Origin of the sequence: Clostridium ljungdahlii (genome assembly GCF_001636845.1) — a bacterium.
Classification (GTDB): domain Bacteria; phylum Bacillota; class Clostridia; order Clostridiales; family Clostridiaceae; genus Clostridium_B; species Clostridium_B ljungdahlii_A.
Window position 1 is genome coordinate 358,769 of record NZ_LITT01000011.1, and the last position, 17,624, is coordinate 376,392.

Genomic DNA, 17,624 nt, shown 5'->3' on the forward strand with positions numbered 1-17,624 from the left:
ATTGCTGATTTATATAAATTTAAAGATTTTTTGCGATAGCTAAAAATCATCCTTCACTATTAATTTTTCATTATTAATTCTTAACTTGTGAAGCTTTGCTTCGCAATATTTTTATATTAGGCTAAAATTTTATATGTGCGAAAGTTTATTTATAAAGAGGTTATTTATCAAAAGTAACTATATAAGTATTTATGTTGTCTTTATTAAATGGATCTGCAGAACTTCCATAAGTAAATGATAGTGCAGTACTTGTACTATCCCAACAAATGTTTGAAATACAAGGCACTCTTGCAATCTTCTTTTCTTTAATATTGCCATTTTTATCTTTAATTTTAATTGTAAGATAATTATTTCCCTGATTTTTATCCTTTAAGCTGGCCGCTTTTACTATTTCCTTTATATTACCTGTTTTAATATCTATAACCTTAATGGATATGTCAAGATCCTTATTATCCGAACCTATCTGACGACTAATTTCATTATTACTCTCCACATAAGCAGCTTTACTTCCATCAGGTGATAGTATATAGTCAGAAGTAGGTAATCCAGAGCTTATTCTACCTTTAGGAAGTTTAATATCTTGAAGTACCTTTCCGGATTCATTCATAACAAGTGCTCCAAAAGTTCTGTTTACATAAACTATTCCATTAACTGCCCCACCATCAACTGGTTTACCATTGTTATTATAGTTGTCCATTATAATTGTCTTTCCCTTTTTATCTGCATGCAAAGAATATTTATTGGTGTAAATATCCTTTATCTCTTTAGTCTTAACGTCCATGGAGCATACTTTTACTCCTTCTTTTCCATTCTTACCTTGAGTATAATAAAATTTACCTTCTACACTGCTTCCTAAATCTTTAATATCATCTACACCAGATATCCATGCATCATCATGTTCTCCACCATTGTAACTTCCATCAGCATATACTTTTCCAGTTGTATCAATTACTGCCCAATGATTAAAATAATTTGCTAAAATCTTATCCTTACTTACCCATATAAACTGAGCATCACTGTTTAACTTTTCCGTATTTACATCCGTAATTTGACCTGTAGACAAATTTAACAATTTTACATTTTTATGGAGTAAATTTCCTGAAGCAAGATCATTTTTCCATTCCTGGCTTTCGACTTTTGGAATACTCCTTGCTTCTGCATAAAGAACAAATTTATTATCTGGCGATATTCCTAAAAATTCATCTATATTTGCGTTTTTAAAATCTTTAGAACTTTTTGTATTCAAATTATAAATGCTGCAATATCTTATCATTCTAGTGGAATCGGCATTTTTAAATTCACTTTTTCTAGTTAAAGTCAACACTTCATTTTCATTAATCCATGCAGCACTTTCAATATTTTCATATTTGTCAATTTGATATCCATTTTCATTAACTTTAGCAGAAGGTTTATATGCTGTTACTTTTATGTCCTGTGTAGATTTGGCAATTGCATGATGAGTTAATTGAATTGCACTTACGCCTCCAATAAATCCTACAGCCAAAATCATAGATAATACTTTTTTACTCAACATTGAACTTTCCTCCTTTTTCTTGATAATTCCATCTTATCAAAACTTGTTCACAAAATTATAAATAGATGTCACAATCTTGTAAACTTTATGTGGAAAATTCAACACAAAAAGTAGTACCTTCATTTAATTTAGAATTTACCTTTATGGTTCCTCCTTGTTTTTCAACTAGCTTTTTAACTAAAGCTAATCCAAGTCCAGCTCCTCCTGTTTCACGACTCCTGTGTTTGTCAGCTCTATAAAAGGGTTCAAAAATTTTGGAAAGTACTTCTTCACTCATACCTATACCAGTATCTTTAACACTTATAGTTATCTTGTCTTTATCATTTTTATAACACTCAATATATATACTGCCACCTGGTCTATTGTATTTTATGGCATTATCAATTAAATTAATTAAAATATGCTTTAAGCTATCTTCATCTAAATTAACAACAATATCCTCTGCATCATATTTTAAAATCAAATTATTTTTCTTCACTTTTGCCATCATTGCTTTACATATTTCATTCAATACTTCCTTTAAATTAACTTCATTTTTTTCAATTTCAAAATCATATTTTTCAAGGGCAGATAGGCTCAGTATATTATCTACCATGCTGGAAAGCCTGTCACATTCTTTTGATATACTCAAAGTACCTTCTTCAATTAATTTTAAATCATCCGTGTACATTCCAATCACATCTGCATAGGCCTTTATACTAGTAATTGGAGTCTTGAATTCATGAGTTACATTTCCTATAAACTCTTTTTGTTGCTTATCCATTTTTTTTAGTTTATCTACGGCCCTACTTAAAGAATCCCTTTCAACTTGAAGTTCCTCAATATTTTGTTCTATAGTATTACTCATAAATATAAGACCGCTGCTCAACTCTCCCAATTCATCATTTCGATTTACCTTATGTACTTTACTAAATTCACCCTTTTGAATGCTTTCTACTGAATTTTTCATTTCATATATATCCCTAGTTAGCCTAGAAAAATAAAAGATTCCTACAAATATACCAAGCACCAGAGCCAAAAAACCTATACCATAAAACAATTTTTCTATATCACTATAAAATAATTTATTTTCTCTAATTGAATATTCCAATTCTAAAATTGCTGCTGTATTTCCCTTATATTTAATGGGTGAATAAAAATATATCACATCGTTAATTTCTCTATAAGATACTTTGCCTTTGATTGCATAGTCTATCATAATTTTTTTCTCATTATTTTCATTTAGCTTTGCATCTGTCTTAAACCCTGAAAGGAGTTCACCTTTTGTGTTATATATATTTGCCGGTATAGTTCTCAGCCATGCTTTATTAAAAATACTACCTCTAGCTAAGCTGTCATCATAATTAGCATTTTTATTTAAACTCATGCGTTCACTAAAGTATTCTTCGAACATATCCTTTTGTTTAAATAAAATGGCCTGTGTTTCCTTATTTTGATAACTTTTTATTCCACTGAGTACCAACAAACTTAAAAATGATATTACAATCAATAAAAGTGAAGCTGTAAAAGATATGAGCTTAAATTTAATTCCCACCTTCAAATAACTCATCACCCCCTTTATATCCAATACCATAAACGGTTTGTATTAAATCTTGATAACTATGACCTAACTTTTTTCTTACCCTTTGGATGTGTGTATCTACAGTTCGTGTTCCTCCAACATAATCCATATTCCATATTATATTTAAAAGCTGTTCCCTGGAGTATACTATGCCTGGATTTGAAAGGAGTAAATACAGCAGGTCAAATTCCATAGGTGTAAGCTCTACCAAAACATTTTTTATACTTACAGTTCTCTTTTTTTTATTAATAATAAGATTATTTATTTTTATGACACCACTATCCTTTTTCTCATCAACAGCTTTATTAAGTCTCCTTACAAGTGACTTGATTCTTGCAAGAAGTTCCCTTATGTCAAAGGGTTTTGTCATATAATCATCCGCTCCAAGTTCAAGACCAAGTATCTTGTCCACAATATCTTCTTTTGCTGTAAGCATGATGATCCCAATGTTTTTGTTTTCTAACTTTTTACAAACATCATATCCATTTATTACAGGGAGCATTAAATCTAAAATTACTATCTGTGGATTAAAAATATCTACTTTATGAAGTGCTTCCTCTCCATCATAAGCTCTTTCTACTAAATATCCTTCTCTTTTTAATGCATAGGTCAGCACATCTAAGATGCTCTTTTCATCATCTACTAAAAGTATTTTTTCATTCACTTTTTATTCCTCCGCTCAAATTATCGTCCTTATACAGTGAAATTATAACATAAAGTAGATGTTTATTTAGAATATAAATTTCTATATTTAAATACAAAAAAGTCACGCACAAAGGCATGACTTATGCAAATCTATAACATTGGTTATCATATCAGTTATATGCTGCCTTATAGCTTTTAATTTTATGAAACAACTATTTCGGCATTAGTTTTAATTTCAGCTACCTTACTCATTATTCTTTTAGCATCATTCATATTATCTTTAAACAGCGTAGAAAGATTTCCAACAGTTCTAAATGGATCTTCCATAAGAACTCTGTTGTCATCAATAAACCCATTTTTAACTACATAATCAATTATTAGTTTTACAAAATGTATTTGCTTAGTATTTAAGCTTTCATCATTTAAGAACTCAGAAAATACTTCACTTGCCGCATTTCTATCTAGACCAACTATTTTTCTAACAAGCTTATTAACTGGCATATCTCCAAATTCTTTTTCATAATCTTGCTTTGTACCAAGCTCTTTCCACATAATAAATTCAAGGGTTTCTAAATCTTTTTTAGTAAGCTTTTTATTATTTTTAAGTTTATATATAGCAAGCTCATTTTCATGTTCTTTAAGATAGTATTCGACTTTCTTCTTATAATTTTTTAAGTTATTTGTATTATACATTGCAGCATGAGATTCCTCTTTTATTACCATATCTTCAAAGTGGGTATAATAAATTTTTTGATTAACTTTTTCAATGTACTTTATAAGATCTCTTAATGCCTCTCTAACTTCATCTAGCTTAAATAAATTAGCATTTTCCCAAAATTCAGTTGTTCTAACTTCATCTATAATATATTTCTTTTCCTTAACTTCTGGTATAGTTCCAAGTCTTGATAAACTTTCAGCCGTTTTTATAACACTTTTTATTGGCCTTGTTGCATTATTTCCTTGCAAACCAGCAAGCTCAATAGTATACATGAGTATATCAAATCTTTTTGAAAGTTCATCATCATTTAATTCCTTTATAAGTGAAGATATATATTTCTTAATATCAATTGTATCAATTACTCCAAGTCCCTGCCACTTATCTTTATTTTTATACTTTTGAACGTATTTCAAGTTCATTTTTACCATGAAATTATCTTCATTTAAACTATTTATATGTTCAAGTACATCTTTCAGTAATTCACTTCTGTGATTTACATATTCTTCTTCAGAATACTTAAAATCTTGAAGCTCTTTTATTAAATCAACCTTTAAGTTAAATATTCTTTCACTTAAACTCTGTCCTAAGTTGCCTTCAAAACCATTTGGACTCATTCTGAAAAATTCAAAATTATTACAGAAATCAAATATCAAAAACTTTTTCTTATTTTGTCCAATACCTAATAAATCTTCGCAAAGTCTTGTACCTCTACCTATCATCTGCCAGAATTTAGTCTTAGATCTTACCTTTTTAAAGAAAACAAGATTTAAAATTTCTGGAATATCAATACCTGTATCAAGCATGTCAACACTTATTGCTATTTGTGGTAGCTTGTCTTTATCAGAGAAATCGTCAATTAAACTTTGTGCATAATTGATTTTGTTATCTATGACCTTTGCATAATTGCATCCAAATCCCGGGTACAATTTGTCAAATCTTTCTTTAATTGCTTCTGCATGCTTATGGCTTTTAGCAAAAATTATAGTTTTACCTATAGTTTCATTTCCCTCAATTCTTAATCCATTTTCCATAAGCCTATTTAAAACCAAATCTATTGTATCTGCATTAAAAAGCCACTCATTAATAGCAGTACTACTTATCTCTTTTCCTACATTTTCATCCGTTTCAAATTCTTCCTCATATTCTTCCTTTTCTTCATCAGACAATTCATCATATTTAATTCCATCTTCCATTATCTTAGATTTAAATTCCAATGTTTCATAATTTACAAGGAATTTATCACAGACTGCTTTTTTAAATTCATAAGCATAAGTTGGAACACCATTTTCCATATCGAAAACAGCATATGTATTCTTGTCCACTTCATCTTTTGGAGTGGCTGTAAGTCCTATTAAATATGCATCAAAATAATCAAATATAGCTTTGTATTTTTTATAAATACTTCTATGTGATTCATCTACGATAATTAAATCGAAGTGCCCGCAAGTAAATAACCTTTCGCCATTTTTCCCTTTTGTATCATCAATGGCATTCATTATTGTTGGATATGTTGAAAAAATCATTCTTGAATCCTCTGGATTGTCCTTGCTATCCAATAAATTACAAAGTGAAAGATCTGGAAGGAGTTTTGAAAAGTTCTTTTTAGCCTGATTAACAAGAGCTTTCCTGTCTGCTAAAAATAGTATATTCTTTATCCAGTTATGCCTACTTAACACATCTACTAAAGATATGGCTGTTCTTGTTTTACCTGTACCAGTTGCCATAACCAATAAAAGTTTTCGCTTTCTTTTTTCCATGTCCTCGCAGCATGCAATTATAGCTTCCTTTTGATAATATCTGTTAGAAATTTCATCTTTTATATTAATGTCTCTGAGGCTTTTCTTTTGGGTTCTCCTGTCAACCATAAGCTGCAATTCATCTTTTTTAAAGAATCCATAGATTTGCCTTTCAGAAAAGCCCTCATAATCATCCCAAATATAAGTCTCAAATCCATTTGTAAAGAAAATAACTGGTCGTACATTATATTGTTTTTCCAAACAGTCAGCATACAATTTAGCCTGTTCACGCCCGACTTTAGGATCTCTGCTTGTTTTCTTTGCTTCAACTACTGCAAGAGCTTTTCCATTATCACCGTATAAAACATAATCTGCATAACCTTTTTGTGTACTACTAGGCATACCAAAAAGTTCTACTTCTTCACCTATATCTTTCTTAAAGTCCCAACCAGCAAGTTTAAGTTCTACATCTATGTAAATCTTTCTTGTCTTAAACTCACTTATTTCATCTATATTGAAATCATAATTTTCCGTATTTTCTTTTCTCTTTTGAGTTATCTCTTTTCTAAGATCTGCATTTTCCTTTATAATTTCCTCAAGTTTCCTATCCTTTGAACTCAACTTTTCATATAAATTATTAAGTTCTTCTGGTCTTACTCTTTTTTCTTCACCCTTGTAAAGAGAAGTTTCATCAAACTTCTTTTCTTTATAATCATTTCCATAGCAGTAATCAATCCAATTAATAAACTGATATAAATTATGTAATGAAAGAATTGCCTCTTCTCTCGCTATATTTTTATTAGTATGAACTGCTACATTTCCAAGCTTTACAACAAATTTGAGCATGGGAAGCATTCCTCTGTCAACAAGCTCTAAAAAACTATTATTATGAATTAAACTGCTTATGTTATCTTGATAAGGCAACTTCAAATCTTGATCAAAACTATATACCCACTTAACAGCAAGTTCCAAAGCACGCCTGCTTAATATAGCACAAGTTGCCGGACTTATGAGTATACTATTTTCCGCTTCAATACATGCACTTGAAAAACTATTAAATTCTTTTTTAAACTTCAAAAATTCAAAGTTGGCACACAAAACTATCCCTTCCCCCTAATTAATCTGCTATTTACTTTTTATCATAGATTTCTATAGTTAAATTGCCTAAATTAATGATAGTTCTAATTGTATTATATTTCCATTCTAAGTAGCTTTATATTTGATACTTATATTTTCATTTGCTTTCCATTTCAAATTTCAATTTATCGACTTGTTTAACAAAATCTGCAAATTGGTTTTGAAGCTCTATTGGTGGCAAAAATATAGGTATTTCTTTTATCGCACCTTTAGTAATACTTTTTGTAACAGCTCCTTGTACTCTTATAGAAATTTGATGCTTTCCGTAATCAGTATTTAATAAGTTAAATAAAAACATTGTATTTATCTTTTCATTTGTACGTAACATTATTTGATTTAACCCCAATGAAACTGGTCTATTTAAATTAGGCATAATAAAATTAATACCTGCACTTCCTATCTTATTAAATATAATTTCTCCACCATATACCTTAGATTTCTTAAAAAACTCATAAACATCTTTCGAAACATATTTTACATTATTTAAAAAGTCATTTGACGTAAAGTTTAAAGTTCTAACCATTAATGCATAATTTTCTGTGTCACTCATTTTTAAATTTGCCGAAATCACTGCATTAGCTCCATTAGAACCAATATCACCTATATACTCAATAACATCATGTAATTTTATTACTTGATAATTATTAGGATTTACCTTAGGGCTTCCAAACATCTCGATAAATCTCGATTTGACTTTAGGCACTAAAATTTATACAAAGCATTATCCAATATACTTTCTATGTGAAATCTTAACATTATTTTGATTTACCATTGCATATTGAAGTGTTGTATCAATCTTTTGATGTCCTAAAAGATGCTGCACCTGCTCTATAGGCATTCCCTTATCAATGGCTCTTGTTGCAAGTGTCCTTCTAAATTTATGTGGATGCACTTTATTAATGTTAAGCTTTTTTCCTAAATTTCTCATTCTAATTTCAACACCGCTAATATTTAACCTATTATGTGGCTGTATTAGTGATACAAACAATGCTTTATTATTATCTTCTCTACTTTTAATGTAATTTTGTAAATGTATTTTAGTTTTTGCATCAAAATAAACTTTTCTTTGCTTATCACCTTTTCCTTCAACAATACATTCTCTCTCATTAAAATCTATATCAGCAATATTTAATTTTACCAACTCTCCAACACGCATACCGGTAGAATTTAACAAATCTATAATTGCAAGATCACGAATTTCCTTACAATTATCTCGCATTACTTCCAAATTCTCATCTGTATATATTTCTTTCACAATCTTTCCAGTTTTTATTTTATGAATTCGTCTTACTGGACTTTTCAAAATATAGTTTTCATCCTCAAGCCAAGAGAAAAATGTTGATAAAATTCTTCTAATATTATCAATACTTACCTTAGTGCAATTACTTTTTTTATAATATTCTGCTAAATATCCTCTTAAATCCTCTGTAGTAATATGCTTGACTGGTTTATCCAACACTTTTAACACATTGCTTATTGTTGACTTATAATATTTAATAGATTTTTCTGAACATCCTTCTACTCTCTTTGCACAAATAAACATGATACAATAATCTATTTTTTCATTTTCTAAATTTTTATTATTAGCTTCATCTGAAAAAACTAACCCCTGGAACTTTTTCAGTAAAACCTTGTGAAGTTCTTCCATTTGCATATTATCAAGTAAATTTATCATTTCCTGTTCAATTTCAATAATAAGTTTTTCTACCATAATTTCAGCTCCTAAACTTTAATATATTATGGTATATTGCCATTAACTGTATTATTATGCTATTTTATGAAAAATCATACTTGTATTTAATCTTATTCCTTATCAAAGCTTAGTTTATCCTCAACTTCTTTTATAACACGTTTAGCTCTATTACTTAAATTTAAAGCTTCTTCAACTAAACTATTTATGTTTACTAAAACTTGAAAGGCCATATCAATCATATCTTCACTATAAAATCTATCCTTACTAGGGTATCTGTATAGTATGAAGTTGTTATCTAATAACTTTAGTGCAAAATAATCTTCTTTACTAATTTCAAAATGAAAATCAGATTTAATAGAATCATAAATAACTCTTGTTTCATGTACCAATAGCTCTATTCCATATTTTTTAATAACAAACGACTTTAGTATTCTTTCAATAGTTCCATGTATCATCTCTAACTGTCTTGGATAAGATATCCCTATTTTATTAGCAAGTATAGCATCTCTAAGCATGACATTAGAATCAGCTTTCCAAAATTTATAATTTTCTTTTTTTATTGTATTGGGCTTAAACCTTTTGAACTTTCCTGATTTATTTGTTCTACACTCTAATGTAAATCTTTCAATTATATCTTCCATTGTTATCCTCTTAAGAAATCAACTAAAATATCAAACCCACACTCTTTGGCATAGTCTTCAATATTAGTAAGAATTTCTCCCATTTCTTTTGCTTTTATGTTTGATTTAACATAAACCTGTATAACCTGATAACCATCAACTTCGTTATATTTAAATTCTGATATTTTGTCAAAAATATTTTTATCTAATGTATCCTTAGCATTATTAATTATCTTATTATATTGATCTTTACTCACTCATAATCACACCTTTCTAATATACCCACATACTTGATTGTACCTTAATATTACAAAGTTTATTCTAATATTTAAAATAATATATTCAATTAAATAATTCTCCATTAAAAGCTCTCTGCATTAATGAATTAAAGTTGTCCTCTAATTCTTTTAAGCTCTTCTCCATTTCAAATTTCAATTTATCGACTTGGTTAACGAAGTTTGCAAATTGGTTTTGAAGCTCTATTGGTGGATTAAAAACCTTAAATTTTTTAATTTCTACTAAATGTAAATCTGGAACTCCAATACCCTTAACTTGTCTGTCTGCTTGCCTTTTAACATCAATACTTCTCATAGCTTCTTTTATATAAATAGGATTTACTATTTCCTTCTTCAACTTCAACAAAGCTACACTAACATATAGACTAAACTCTTCATCAGTATCTACTATTGCTGGAATTCCATAAGTGGCACCTACTTTAGTATATAAAATATCTCCTTTTTCGGGTCTGCATCTTTTCACGTAGCCATTGTGAGCTTCTTCTGAAATATATTTACAATTTTCAAACTTCAACTTTCCACTGTTAATATCTTTTACTGAAATAAATGGTACCCCTTCTGATGTATACTCTGGTTTAGAATGAACACCATCTGTAATTTTATCTGTAAGTGTTTCTAAATTAACAATTTCAAAATTGTTCGTATTAGTATTTAAGTTTCCAAACATCTCGATAAATCTCGATTTAACTAATTCATCCAAAGCTTCTATTTGAGCTTTTCTTTTGTCTATTAATGATTGAGCTTGGTCTAATACTTCTACTATTTTTGTTTGAACTTTCAAATTTGAAATTTTCACATCTATATTTTTTAGTATAGATTTATTTATAGATTTAAATGTACTTCCTGTTGATAATAAATCCAATTCTTTTTTTACTGTAGTTAAATAATAATATATATACTTGTAGTTATTGTTTTTGGTAATTCTTATTGCACATAGTCCTCTCCCTATACAACAAATTCTATCTGCTATATTAACATCACCAACTGGTGCCCTTACTGACATTAAAATATCATATTTTTCTGCGATCTTAATTGGATTGTTACAATACATTCTAACAGAAGGATTAACTTTTCCAAAATCCGACTTACCTTGGAAAAATGGTATTCCTTCTCCGTTTTCATTATAAGTATCTGAATTTGGTGATTGCCCCATTATTATTGTTGCTATTTCACTTAGTTTAATTTTATCCATAAATTTATCCCTCTATCATTCTTTCTAATTCATCTATACCTTTGGTTATCTCTTTTTCAAGCTTTTTAACTCTCTCTAAAATAACCTTAGGAGGATCATAATGTACTTCTTCATATTCAATTTCCTTGTATTTATTAATAGAAAGATCATATCCATTTTTTCTTATCTCTTCTACTGGCACAAAAAAACTTTGATCTGTTCTCTTTCTATCCTTTTCACCTTCTAAATTGTTAAATCTTGCTACTATATCTGGTATATCATTGTCTTCAATAGGATTTCTCTTATCGTCTAAAGAGAAACCATCTGCTTTCATATCATAAAACCAAACCTTATCTGTTCCCCCTGTACCGGTTTTAGTAAAAATTATAATAGCTGTTGATACTCCTGCATAAGGTTTAAACATTCCACTTGGCATGGATATAATAGCATCAAGCTTATTATTATCAACTATTTCACGTCTAATATCCTTGTGCCCCTTGGTAGAACCAAACAATACTCCATCTGGAACAATGGAAGCACACCTGCCTCCTATCTTCAAAATTCTCAAAAACAATGCTAAAAACAATAACTCTGTTTTCTTTGTTTTGCTAACTTTTAAAAGATCTGCTGATACAGCTTCATAGTCTAAACTGCCCTTAAAAGGAGGATTTGCCATTACTAAAGTATACTTTTCACTGTCTTTATTTGTTTCTGAAAGAGAATCTCTATACTCAATGTTAGGGTTGTCCACTCCATGAAGCATCATATTCATAGCACCAATTCTAAGCATGGTTCTGTCCATATCAAATCCGTTAAACATCTTATTATTAAAATGTTCCTTTAAAGCTTGTACTAAAAATAAATCACTATGCTTTTCTCTTAAATATTCTTCTGCTCCAACTAAAAAACCTGCTGTTCCCATAGCCGGGTCTACTATGGTATCTTCTGGTGTTGGTTTCATTAATTCCGCCATCATTTTTATTATGTGTCTTGGTGTTCTAAACTGACCATTTGTGCCTGCCGTTGCTATTTTAGATAGTAAATATTCATAAAGGTCTCCCTTAACTTCCTTATCATCCATTTCAAGTTTATCTATAGCATCAACTATCTTAGACAACATAAGTGGAGTTGGTATTTTAAACATGGCATCTGACATATACTTTGAGTATGCAGATGTCTCATCTTCATGTATGTTTTTTATAAAAGGAAAAACTTCTTCTGATACTATCCTGTACATTTCTCCTGCTTCTTCATTTTTAAACTTGCTCCATCTCAAATACTGTTTATCATCTGGAAACATTCCTTCAAAAGGTATGCCGAGTAATTCTGCATCACTTTCAGCCGACTTTTCATTATCATCTAAGTCTTTTATAAATAAAAAATATGTAAATTGTTCTATAACTTCTAATGGATTAGTTATGCCGCCAGTCCAAAATGTCTCCCAAATTCTATCTATTTTACTTTTTAATTCACCTGTAATCATTTCATTTCTCCTCTTCATATGTAAATAAAAATAATTGTATCAACTTACATCAATACAATTATATCATAATCCTATTTTCTATAAGAAAGATAATTGATCATTTTTATATGATTTCATCTTCCTATCTATAATCTTTTCATCTCCATATAATTCACCAATCAGCAAAGGAGACTTTTTATTATATTTCAATAAATTCTTTTGAACATCATCTCTATTGAAATTTGCATAGCAGTATAAACAACCATGATTACATGTATTATAAGCTCCTATATCAATGCTCTTTACACATCCACAAACTTCCCTTTGATTTGGATCTTTATCTATAGATAGCTTCTCACCAACTATCCTAGAAATCAACCTGTCATCTATACATTTACCATGATTAATATTGAATTTTGACAGATCTACTTTTTCCGAACAAGCTTCAATAGCCACATTATATTTAGAAGCTATCTTTGAAAACTTCTCTGCTAGATCAAACATATCATCCTTATCTATTGGTAAAATGTTTATTTCTTTTAAATTACGCTCAGTTTTCCTGTATAAATCTAAAAAGCTGATAACACACTTATTTGTATATGGGCACAATCTTTTTGCAAGATACTCAAACCACTTATAATGGTAACCTTTTGTAAACTTATCAGTTAATATTATGGGATCATACCTCCATATAACTCTATCCTTACCAATTCGTTTTGATAATTCTATAAATGTATTTATCAAATACTTTTTCTCTGGAACGTTTGTCTCCAATGTCTTGTCATATGAATTTAAAGTGAATTGAAAATAATAGTTGTATTCTTTAATTTCGGCCAATCTCTTTGTCATTTTTTTAGGATTTTTAGTCCAAAATACTATACAATCTATTACTTTTGGATTTAAACTCACTTTACTCACTTGTTTTAAGTTAAATGGATTTTTTACTAATACAAATCCTTCCTTTATTCTATTGAAAAACCAATCACTATAAAAAGCCAGTATATCTGTTCTTCTGCTTGCACTTAATATCATAAAACTATCCTTCTAATCCAACATATATTCCTTTTTATCTGATTTTTTTCCTGATAACTCATTGATAAAAGTTGTCCCCAATATGAGAATGCCACCTAGTACCTGTATCAATGTCATTCTTTCTCCTAAAAATACACTTGACATAACTATTGCCGATATGGGATCAATATAGCTGAATATTGCTATTGTCTGCCCTTTAAGCTTTAATATGGCAGAAAAATACAAAAGATAAGCTATTCCCGTATGTATGATTCCCACAATCAAAAGAAGTACAATGGACTTAAAACCTAACTGTGAAAGTGGTACTTTTTCCGTAACAAGTACATAAGGCAGTAGAACTACTGCAGCTGCAGTAAGTTGTACCATACCGCTTTCCATACCTGATAAATTTTTTATAAATTTATTTATTATAATCACACTAGCATAGAGAGCTGCTGCTGCAAGACCATATATAATACCTAGCAATTGGTTGTTTTCTGCCGCACTATTTCCAGCTCCCACTATTAAAAACATACCTGCCATGGCACCTATGATACACATAATCTTAACTGCATTTAATTTTTCCTTCAATATAAATGGAGACAAAAACATAACAATTACAGGAGCAAAATAATAACACAAAGTAGCTTTTGATACGGTGGTATACTTATATGCTTGAAATAAAAAAATCCAATTAACACCTATAGCAGCTCCAGATATTATTAATGGAATCAAATTAGATTTAATGGCTTTCCAGGATATATTTTGTCTTGTTATGTAACTTGCTGTAAATAAAAAGATACTTCCTATTATTCCCCTTACCAATGCAATCATGCTGGAAGACAAGTCTATATTTTTAACAAACAGCCCAACGCTGCCGAATATGAGCATTGCAACTATAAGTTTTATCTTTGCATTTTTCATCATTTATCTCCTCATAACTATATGTTAATATTTCCTATCATATATATTGAAGCTCTTCCACTTATTTTAACCCTGTCACCACAAAGTTCACAATATAATGTTCCGCCACGTTTTGACAGCTGTTTTGCTATCATCTTATCTTTATTCAATCTTTTTGACCAAAAGGGTATTAAATTACTGTGTGCAGAACCCGTTACAGGATCTTCATTTACACCAGACTTTGGATAAAAACAGCGGGATACAAAATCACTTTTACGATTGACTTCAAGTATTCCACTTACAGTATGAAATATCATTTTATCTGTTCCAACATCTACATAATTGGAAACAACACAGGAAGTCCCCAGTGTAGCGTGTCCGCATAAATCTATTTCTGCCTTTGGCGTAAACCACCTTAGTTCATACTCATTTTTACCTTTAACTACAAAAGCTGTTTCTGACAAATTGTTCTCTGCTGCAATTTTTTGCATTACATCCTCCTGCAGCCATTTATCTAATACACATACCCCTGCCGGATTCCCCTTAAATACTTCATCTGTAAAAGCATCAACAACATAATATTTCATATACTTAGACCCCTTTTGAATAATATTATATTACTATACTAACTTCTTGTAAATTGAACTATCAAATTTTCAAACTTTACTTACAAATGAAAAGAGAACTGCATAAATTTGTTGTGTTAAAAATATATTTCTTATTGATTCATTAATCTACCATATATTATCTACTTGCAATGACATCTTAAATATGTTATTATAATCTCACAAAAGGAAAACGACTACATTCCTAGTTGAGGATTTTCCTTTTTATTATGAATTTTATAGTGTACAACTTCTGAAATATACGTTAAGCTTTTATTTTGAACCTACGTTTAAACATTGGGAGTTCAAATTTAGATGAGGATATGTACTTTCTTGTGAGTCCTTTTAAGGCATTAAAAGCGATAGATATATCTATGAGAACACCCACCTATCGAGAGATAGGTGTCAAAATTAAAGTACCGATATTTTGGATATAAACATAAAATTCAAAGCCAATGCTTAATTAAGCATTGGCTTTTTAATATTTAAAATCAAATTATATGATAAATTTAAAGCTCTTTAATACAAAAATCCAGAACGTTAGAGTAAAGGCTGATAATAAAGTAGTGGCTACAACGATACTCGAAGTTAAAACACCATCATTGTTCATATTCTTTGCCATTATATAACAGCTTACTGTAGTTGGAGAACCAAGCATGATAATTAGAGCAACAAGTTCTTGATCTCTAAATCCAAAATATACTGCTAATGGCAAAAATACAGCAGCTTGAGCTACCAGTTTTATAAAGGAAGCTGCTAAAGTTGGTTTTATCTTTGCAAGAGCTTTTGTTCCTTCAAAGCCAGCCCCAATAGTTACAAGTGCCAAAGGAGACGCCATAACTGCAAAATTTTTAAGTGTTTTGTCTATTATTTTAGGGAAATGAATATTTAATAGTGACACTATCATTCCCAGCAAAATTCCAATAATAATGGGGTTTTTTATAATATTGATACACGCTTTTTTTACACTATCATTTCCTCCTCTGCTGTCTTCACTTTCAAAAGTAAGTACAATAACAGAATATATATTGTAAAGTGGAACAGCTCCTATAATCATCATAGGAGCCATCCCAGCATTTCCATAAATATTTTGAACAAAGGCAATTCCCAGTATAGCTGCACTTCCACGGAAAGATGCTTGTACAAAAGCCCCTGTCATAGAAGAATCCTTCATAAATTTTTTAGTAATTGTCATATTATATTAGCCCAATTCAATGCAAAAATGTATTCTTTCACAACTGTACTTATATCTATATTTAACTTCTTTGAAAATTCTGTACATTTACCCCATCTAGCCCTTTCATAGGAAATTATCAAATCAAGTACTTCCCTATATTTATTACTTTTTCCAATTAGGGCTTCCCTTACATCCTTCTCTAAAAACAGTTCACCTAATAGACTTTCCATATTCCTTTCAAGTATTACATCAAGCATAGAAAGCATACCTACTATAAAAAAGTTATACTGCTTTTCCAAATCATCAGGGTATAACCTTGATCCAATTCTTTCACAAAATTTAGCTCTTATAAGAGATTCCCTTACAATTTCACTTGACCTATAAGATCCCATACTTCCTAAAACTATAACATAAAGCCATTTGCGAGATTCTATTTCTCCAAGATAGGTTATTGCTTGATGCGGTGAAATAATTTTACTTTTAAGCCCATACATACATGAATTTATGAGCTTTAAAAATTTATATATTATAGATAAATCTTTTATTATAAGTGATTTCAATTTTACAATATCTACATTTTTTTTGCTTAATTCAGAAAGAATTTCTACATATATTAACTTTTCCTTTGGAATATCTTTAGCTGATACTATAGTTGGCTTACTAAAAAAATATCCCTGAAAAAGATCATATCCTAAATTTTTTGCTTTATTATAGTCTTCTTGCGTTTCAACTTTTTCCGCTAAAAATTTAATATTATTGTTTTTAGTATTATTTAATATGAACTTCTTCTCATATCTTGCCATCTTAAAATCCACTTTAACTATATCTGCTAAATCCAATAATTCTATGTACTTTTTATCAAATATAAAATCATCAAGTGCAAGTGTATAGCCACACTCTTTCAAATATCTGCATGCATGCACTACTCTTGGAGTTGGCTCAACAGTTTCAAGTATTTCAATTACCACATCCTTAGGTAACATTGGAATAATATCATTCATTATAAGATTTTTGGGAAAATTGATAAACGCCTTTTTACCCCACGTAATTTTATCTACTCCAACGAGAGAAAAAACGTTTGCTATGACATTACAAGTAGCTTTATCTTCATCATTGCCATTATAATAATTTTCAAAACTATCCCTATAAAGTAATTCATAAGCTACAACTCTTTCTTTTTTGTTAAATATCGGCTGTCTGGCTATAAATGCATCCAAATTATCACTTCCTCAGAATATACTTAATATGTATATATTAGCGTTTATTGGAGTTATTTTAGAAATTATCCTATTATAAACTTATCGTATAAATTTGGGTACTTCTTTATTGCTTATTTTCTAATTAAAAAACTAGAA

Annotated in this window: 15 protein-coding genes; all 15 read right to left on the reverse strand. The window is 29.5% G+C overall.

The genetic code is table 11. The annotated features are described in order from the left end of the window. Positions 1 to 160 precede the first annotated feature (160 nt). Positions 161 to 1,534: a hypothetical protein gene (locus WY13_RS06980; protein ID WP_063554974.1), complete on the reverse strand. Its 1,374-nt coding sequence runs from the start codon at positions 1,532 to 1,534 to the stop codon at positions 161 to 163. 85 nt (positions 1,535 to 1,619) lie between these two features. After that, a complete protein-coding gene (locus WY13_RS06985) occupies positions 1,620 to 3,083 on the reverse strand; it encodes a sensor histidine kinase (protein ID WP_242866350.1) in 1,464 nt (487 codons plus the stop codon). Continuing rightward, positions 3,058 to 3,759 (reverse strand): response regulator transcription factor, encoded by a 702-nt coding sequence (locus WY13_RS06990; RefSeq protein ID WP_063554976.1) that lies wholly within the window; start codon positions 3,757 to 3,759, stop codon positions 3,058 to 3,060. Before WY13_RS06990 ends, WY13_RS06985 begins: the two co-directional genes overlap by 26 nt. A 182-nt stretch (positions 3,760 to 3,941) precedes the next feature. Further along, positions 3,942 to 7,292 carry a DEAD/DEAH box helicase family protein gene (locus WY13_RS06995; protein WP_063554977.1) on the reverse strand — a complete coding sequence of 1,117 codons (3,351 nt, stop codon included), beginning with the start codon at positions 7,290 to 7,292 and terminating at the stop codon, positions 3,942 to 3,944. 136 nt (positions 7,293 to 7,428) lie between these two features. Next, complete coding sequence (locus WY13_RS07000; RefSeq protein ID WP_156498986.1) at positions 7,429 to 8,034, reverse strand: restriction endonuclease subunit S; 606 nt, start codon at positions 8,032 to 8,034, stop codon at positions 7,429 to 7,431. Positions 8,035 to 8,052: 18 nt separating this feature from the next. Next, the gene (gene xerA, locus WY13_RS07005; RefSeq protein WP_063554978.1) at positions 8,053 to 9,042 is read right to left on the reverse strand and encodes a site-specific tyrosine recombinase/integron integrase; all 990 of its coding nucleotides are present in this window, start codon (positions 9,040 to 9,042) and stop codon (positions 8,053 to 8,055) included. 92 nt (positions 9,043 to 9,134) lie between these two features. Beyond that, positions 9,135 to 9,665 carry a hypothetical protein gene (locus tag WY13_RS07010; protein ID WP_063554979.1) on the reverse strand — a complete coding sequence of 177 codons (531 nt, stop codon included), beginning with the start codon at positions 9,663 to 9,665 and terminating at the stop codon, positions 9,135 to 9,137. Positions 9,666 to 9,667: 2 nt separating this feature from the next. Continuing rightward, positions 9,668 to 9,901 (reverse strand): hypothetical protein, encoded by a 234-nt coding sequence (locus WY13_RS07015; protein WP_063554980.1) that lies wholly within the window; start codon positions 9,899 to 9,901, stop codon positions 9,668 to 9,670. A gap of 85 nt (positions 9,902 to 9,986) precedes the next feature. Beyond that, a complete protein-coding gene (locus WY13_RS07020) occupies positions 9,987 to 11,132 on the reverse strand; it encodes a restriction endonuclease subunit S (protein WP_063554981.1) in 1,146 nt (381 codons plus the stop codon). 4 nt (positions 11,133 to 11,136) lie between these two features. Continuing rightward, positions 11,137 to 12,594, reverse strand: coding sequence for an HsdM family class I SAM-dependent methyltransferase (locus WY13_RS07025; RefSeq protein ID WP_063554982.1), 1,458 nt, complete (start codon positions 12,592 to 12,594; stop codon positions 11,137 to 11,139). A gap of 78 nt (positions 12,595 to 12,672) precedes the next feature. Then, a complete protein-coding gene (locus WY13_RS07030; protein WP_063554983.1) occupies positions 12,673 to 13,605 on the reverse strand; it encodes a DUF1848 domain-containing protein in 933 nt (310 codons plus the stop codon). A 12-nt stretch (positions 13,606 to 13,617) separates the two neighbouring features. Further along, on the reverse strand, positions 13,618 to 14,508 hold the full coding sequence (locus WY13_RS07035) for a DMT family transporter (protein ID WP_204377953.1): 891 nt from the start codon (positions 14,506 to 14,508) through the stop codon (positions 13,618 to 13,620). Between the two features lie 17 nt (positions 14,509 to 14,525). After that, positions 14,526 to 15,074 carry a PhzF family phenazine biosynthesis protein gene (locus WY13_RS07040; RefSeq protein WP_063554985.1) on the reverse strand — a complete coding sequence of 183 codons (549 nt, stop codon included), beginning with the start codon at positions 15,072 to 15,074 and terminating at the stop codon, positions 14,526 to 14,528. A gap of 514 nt (positions 15,075 to 15,588) precedes the next feature. After that, the gene (locus tag WY13_RS07045) at positions 15,589 to 16,287 is read right to left on the reverse strand and encodes an AEC family transporter (protein WP_347459160.1); all 699 of its coding nucleotides are present in this window, start codon (positions 16,285 to 16,287) and stop codon (positions 15,589 to 15,591) included. Further along, positions 16,284 to 17,486, reverse strand: coding sequence for an EAL and HDOD domain-containing protein (locus WY13_RS07050; RefSeq protein ID WP_063554986.1), 1,203 nt, complete (start codon positions 17,484 to 17,486; stop codon positions 16,284 to 16,286). The genes WY13_RS07045 and WY13_RS07050 overlap by 4 nt, the downstream gene beginning before the upstream one ends. Positions 17,487 to 17,624 lie beyond the last annotated feature (138 nt).

Excerpts from the sequence above, each read along its gene's own strand:
- WY13_RS06980 (WP_063554974.1), bottom strand. The coding sequence starts at position 1,534 with ATGTTGAGTAAAAAAGTATTATCTATGATTTTGGCTGTAGGATTTATT.
- WY13_RS06985 (WP_242866350.1), bottom strand. The coding sequence starts at position 3,083 with ATGAGTTATTTGAAGGTGGGAATTAAATTTAAGCTCATATCTTTTACA.
- xerA (WP_063554978.1), bottom strand. The coding sequence starts at position 9,042 with ATGGTAGAAAAACTTATTATTGAAATTGAACAGGAAATGATAAATTTA.
- WY13_RS07010 (WP_063554979.1), bottom strand. The coding sequence starts at position 9,665 with ATGGAAGATATAATTGAAAGATTTACATTAGAGTGTAGAACAAATAAA.
- WY13_RS07020 (WP_063554981.1), bottom strand. The coding sequence starts at position 11,132 with ATGGATAAAATTAAACTAAGTGAAATAGCAACAATAATAATGGGGCAA.
- WY13_RS07025 (WP_063554982.1), bottom strand. The coding sequence starts at position 12,594 with ATGATTACAGGTGAATTAAAAAGTAAAATAGATAGAATTTGGGAGACA.
- WY13_RS07030 (WP_063554983.1), bottom strand. The coding sequence starts at position 13,605 with ATGATATTAAGTGCAAGCAGAAGAACAGATATACTGGCTTTTTATAGT.
- WY13_RS07035 (WP_204377953.1), bottom strand. The coding sequence starts at position 14,508 with ATGAAAAATGCAAAGATAAAACTTATAGTTGCAATGCTCATATTCGGC.
- WY13_RS07040 (WP_063554985.1), bottom strand. The coding sequence starts at position 15,074 with ATGAAATATTATGTTGTTGATGCTTTTACAGATGAAGTATTTAAGGGG.
- WY13_RS07045 (WP_347459160.1), bottom strand. The coding sequence starts at position 16,287 with ATGACAATTACTAAAAAATTTATGAAGGATTCTTCTATGACAGGGGCT.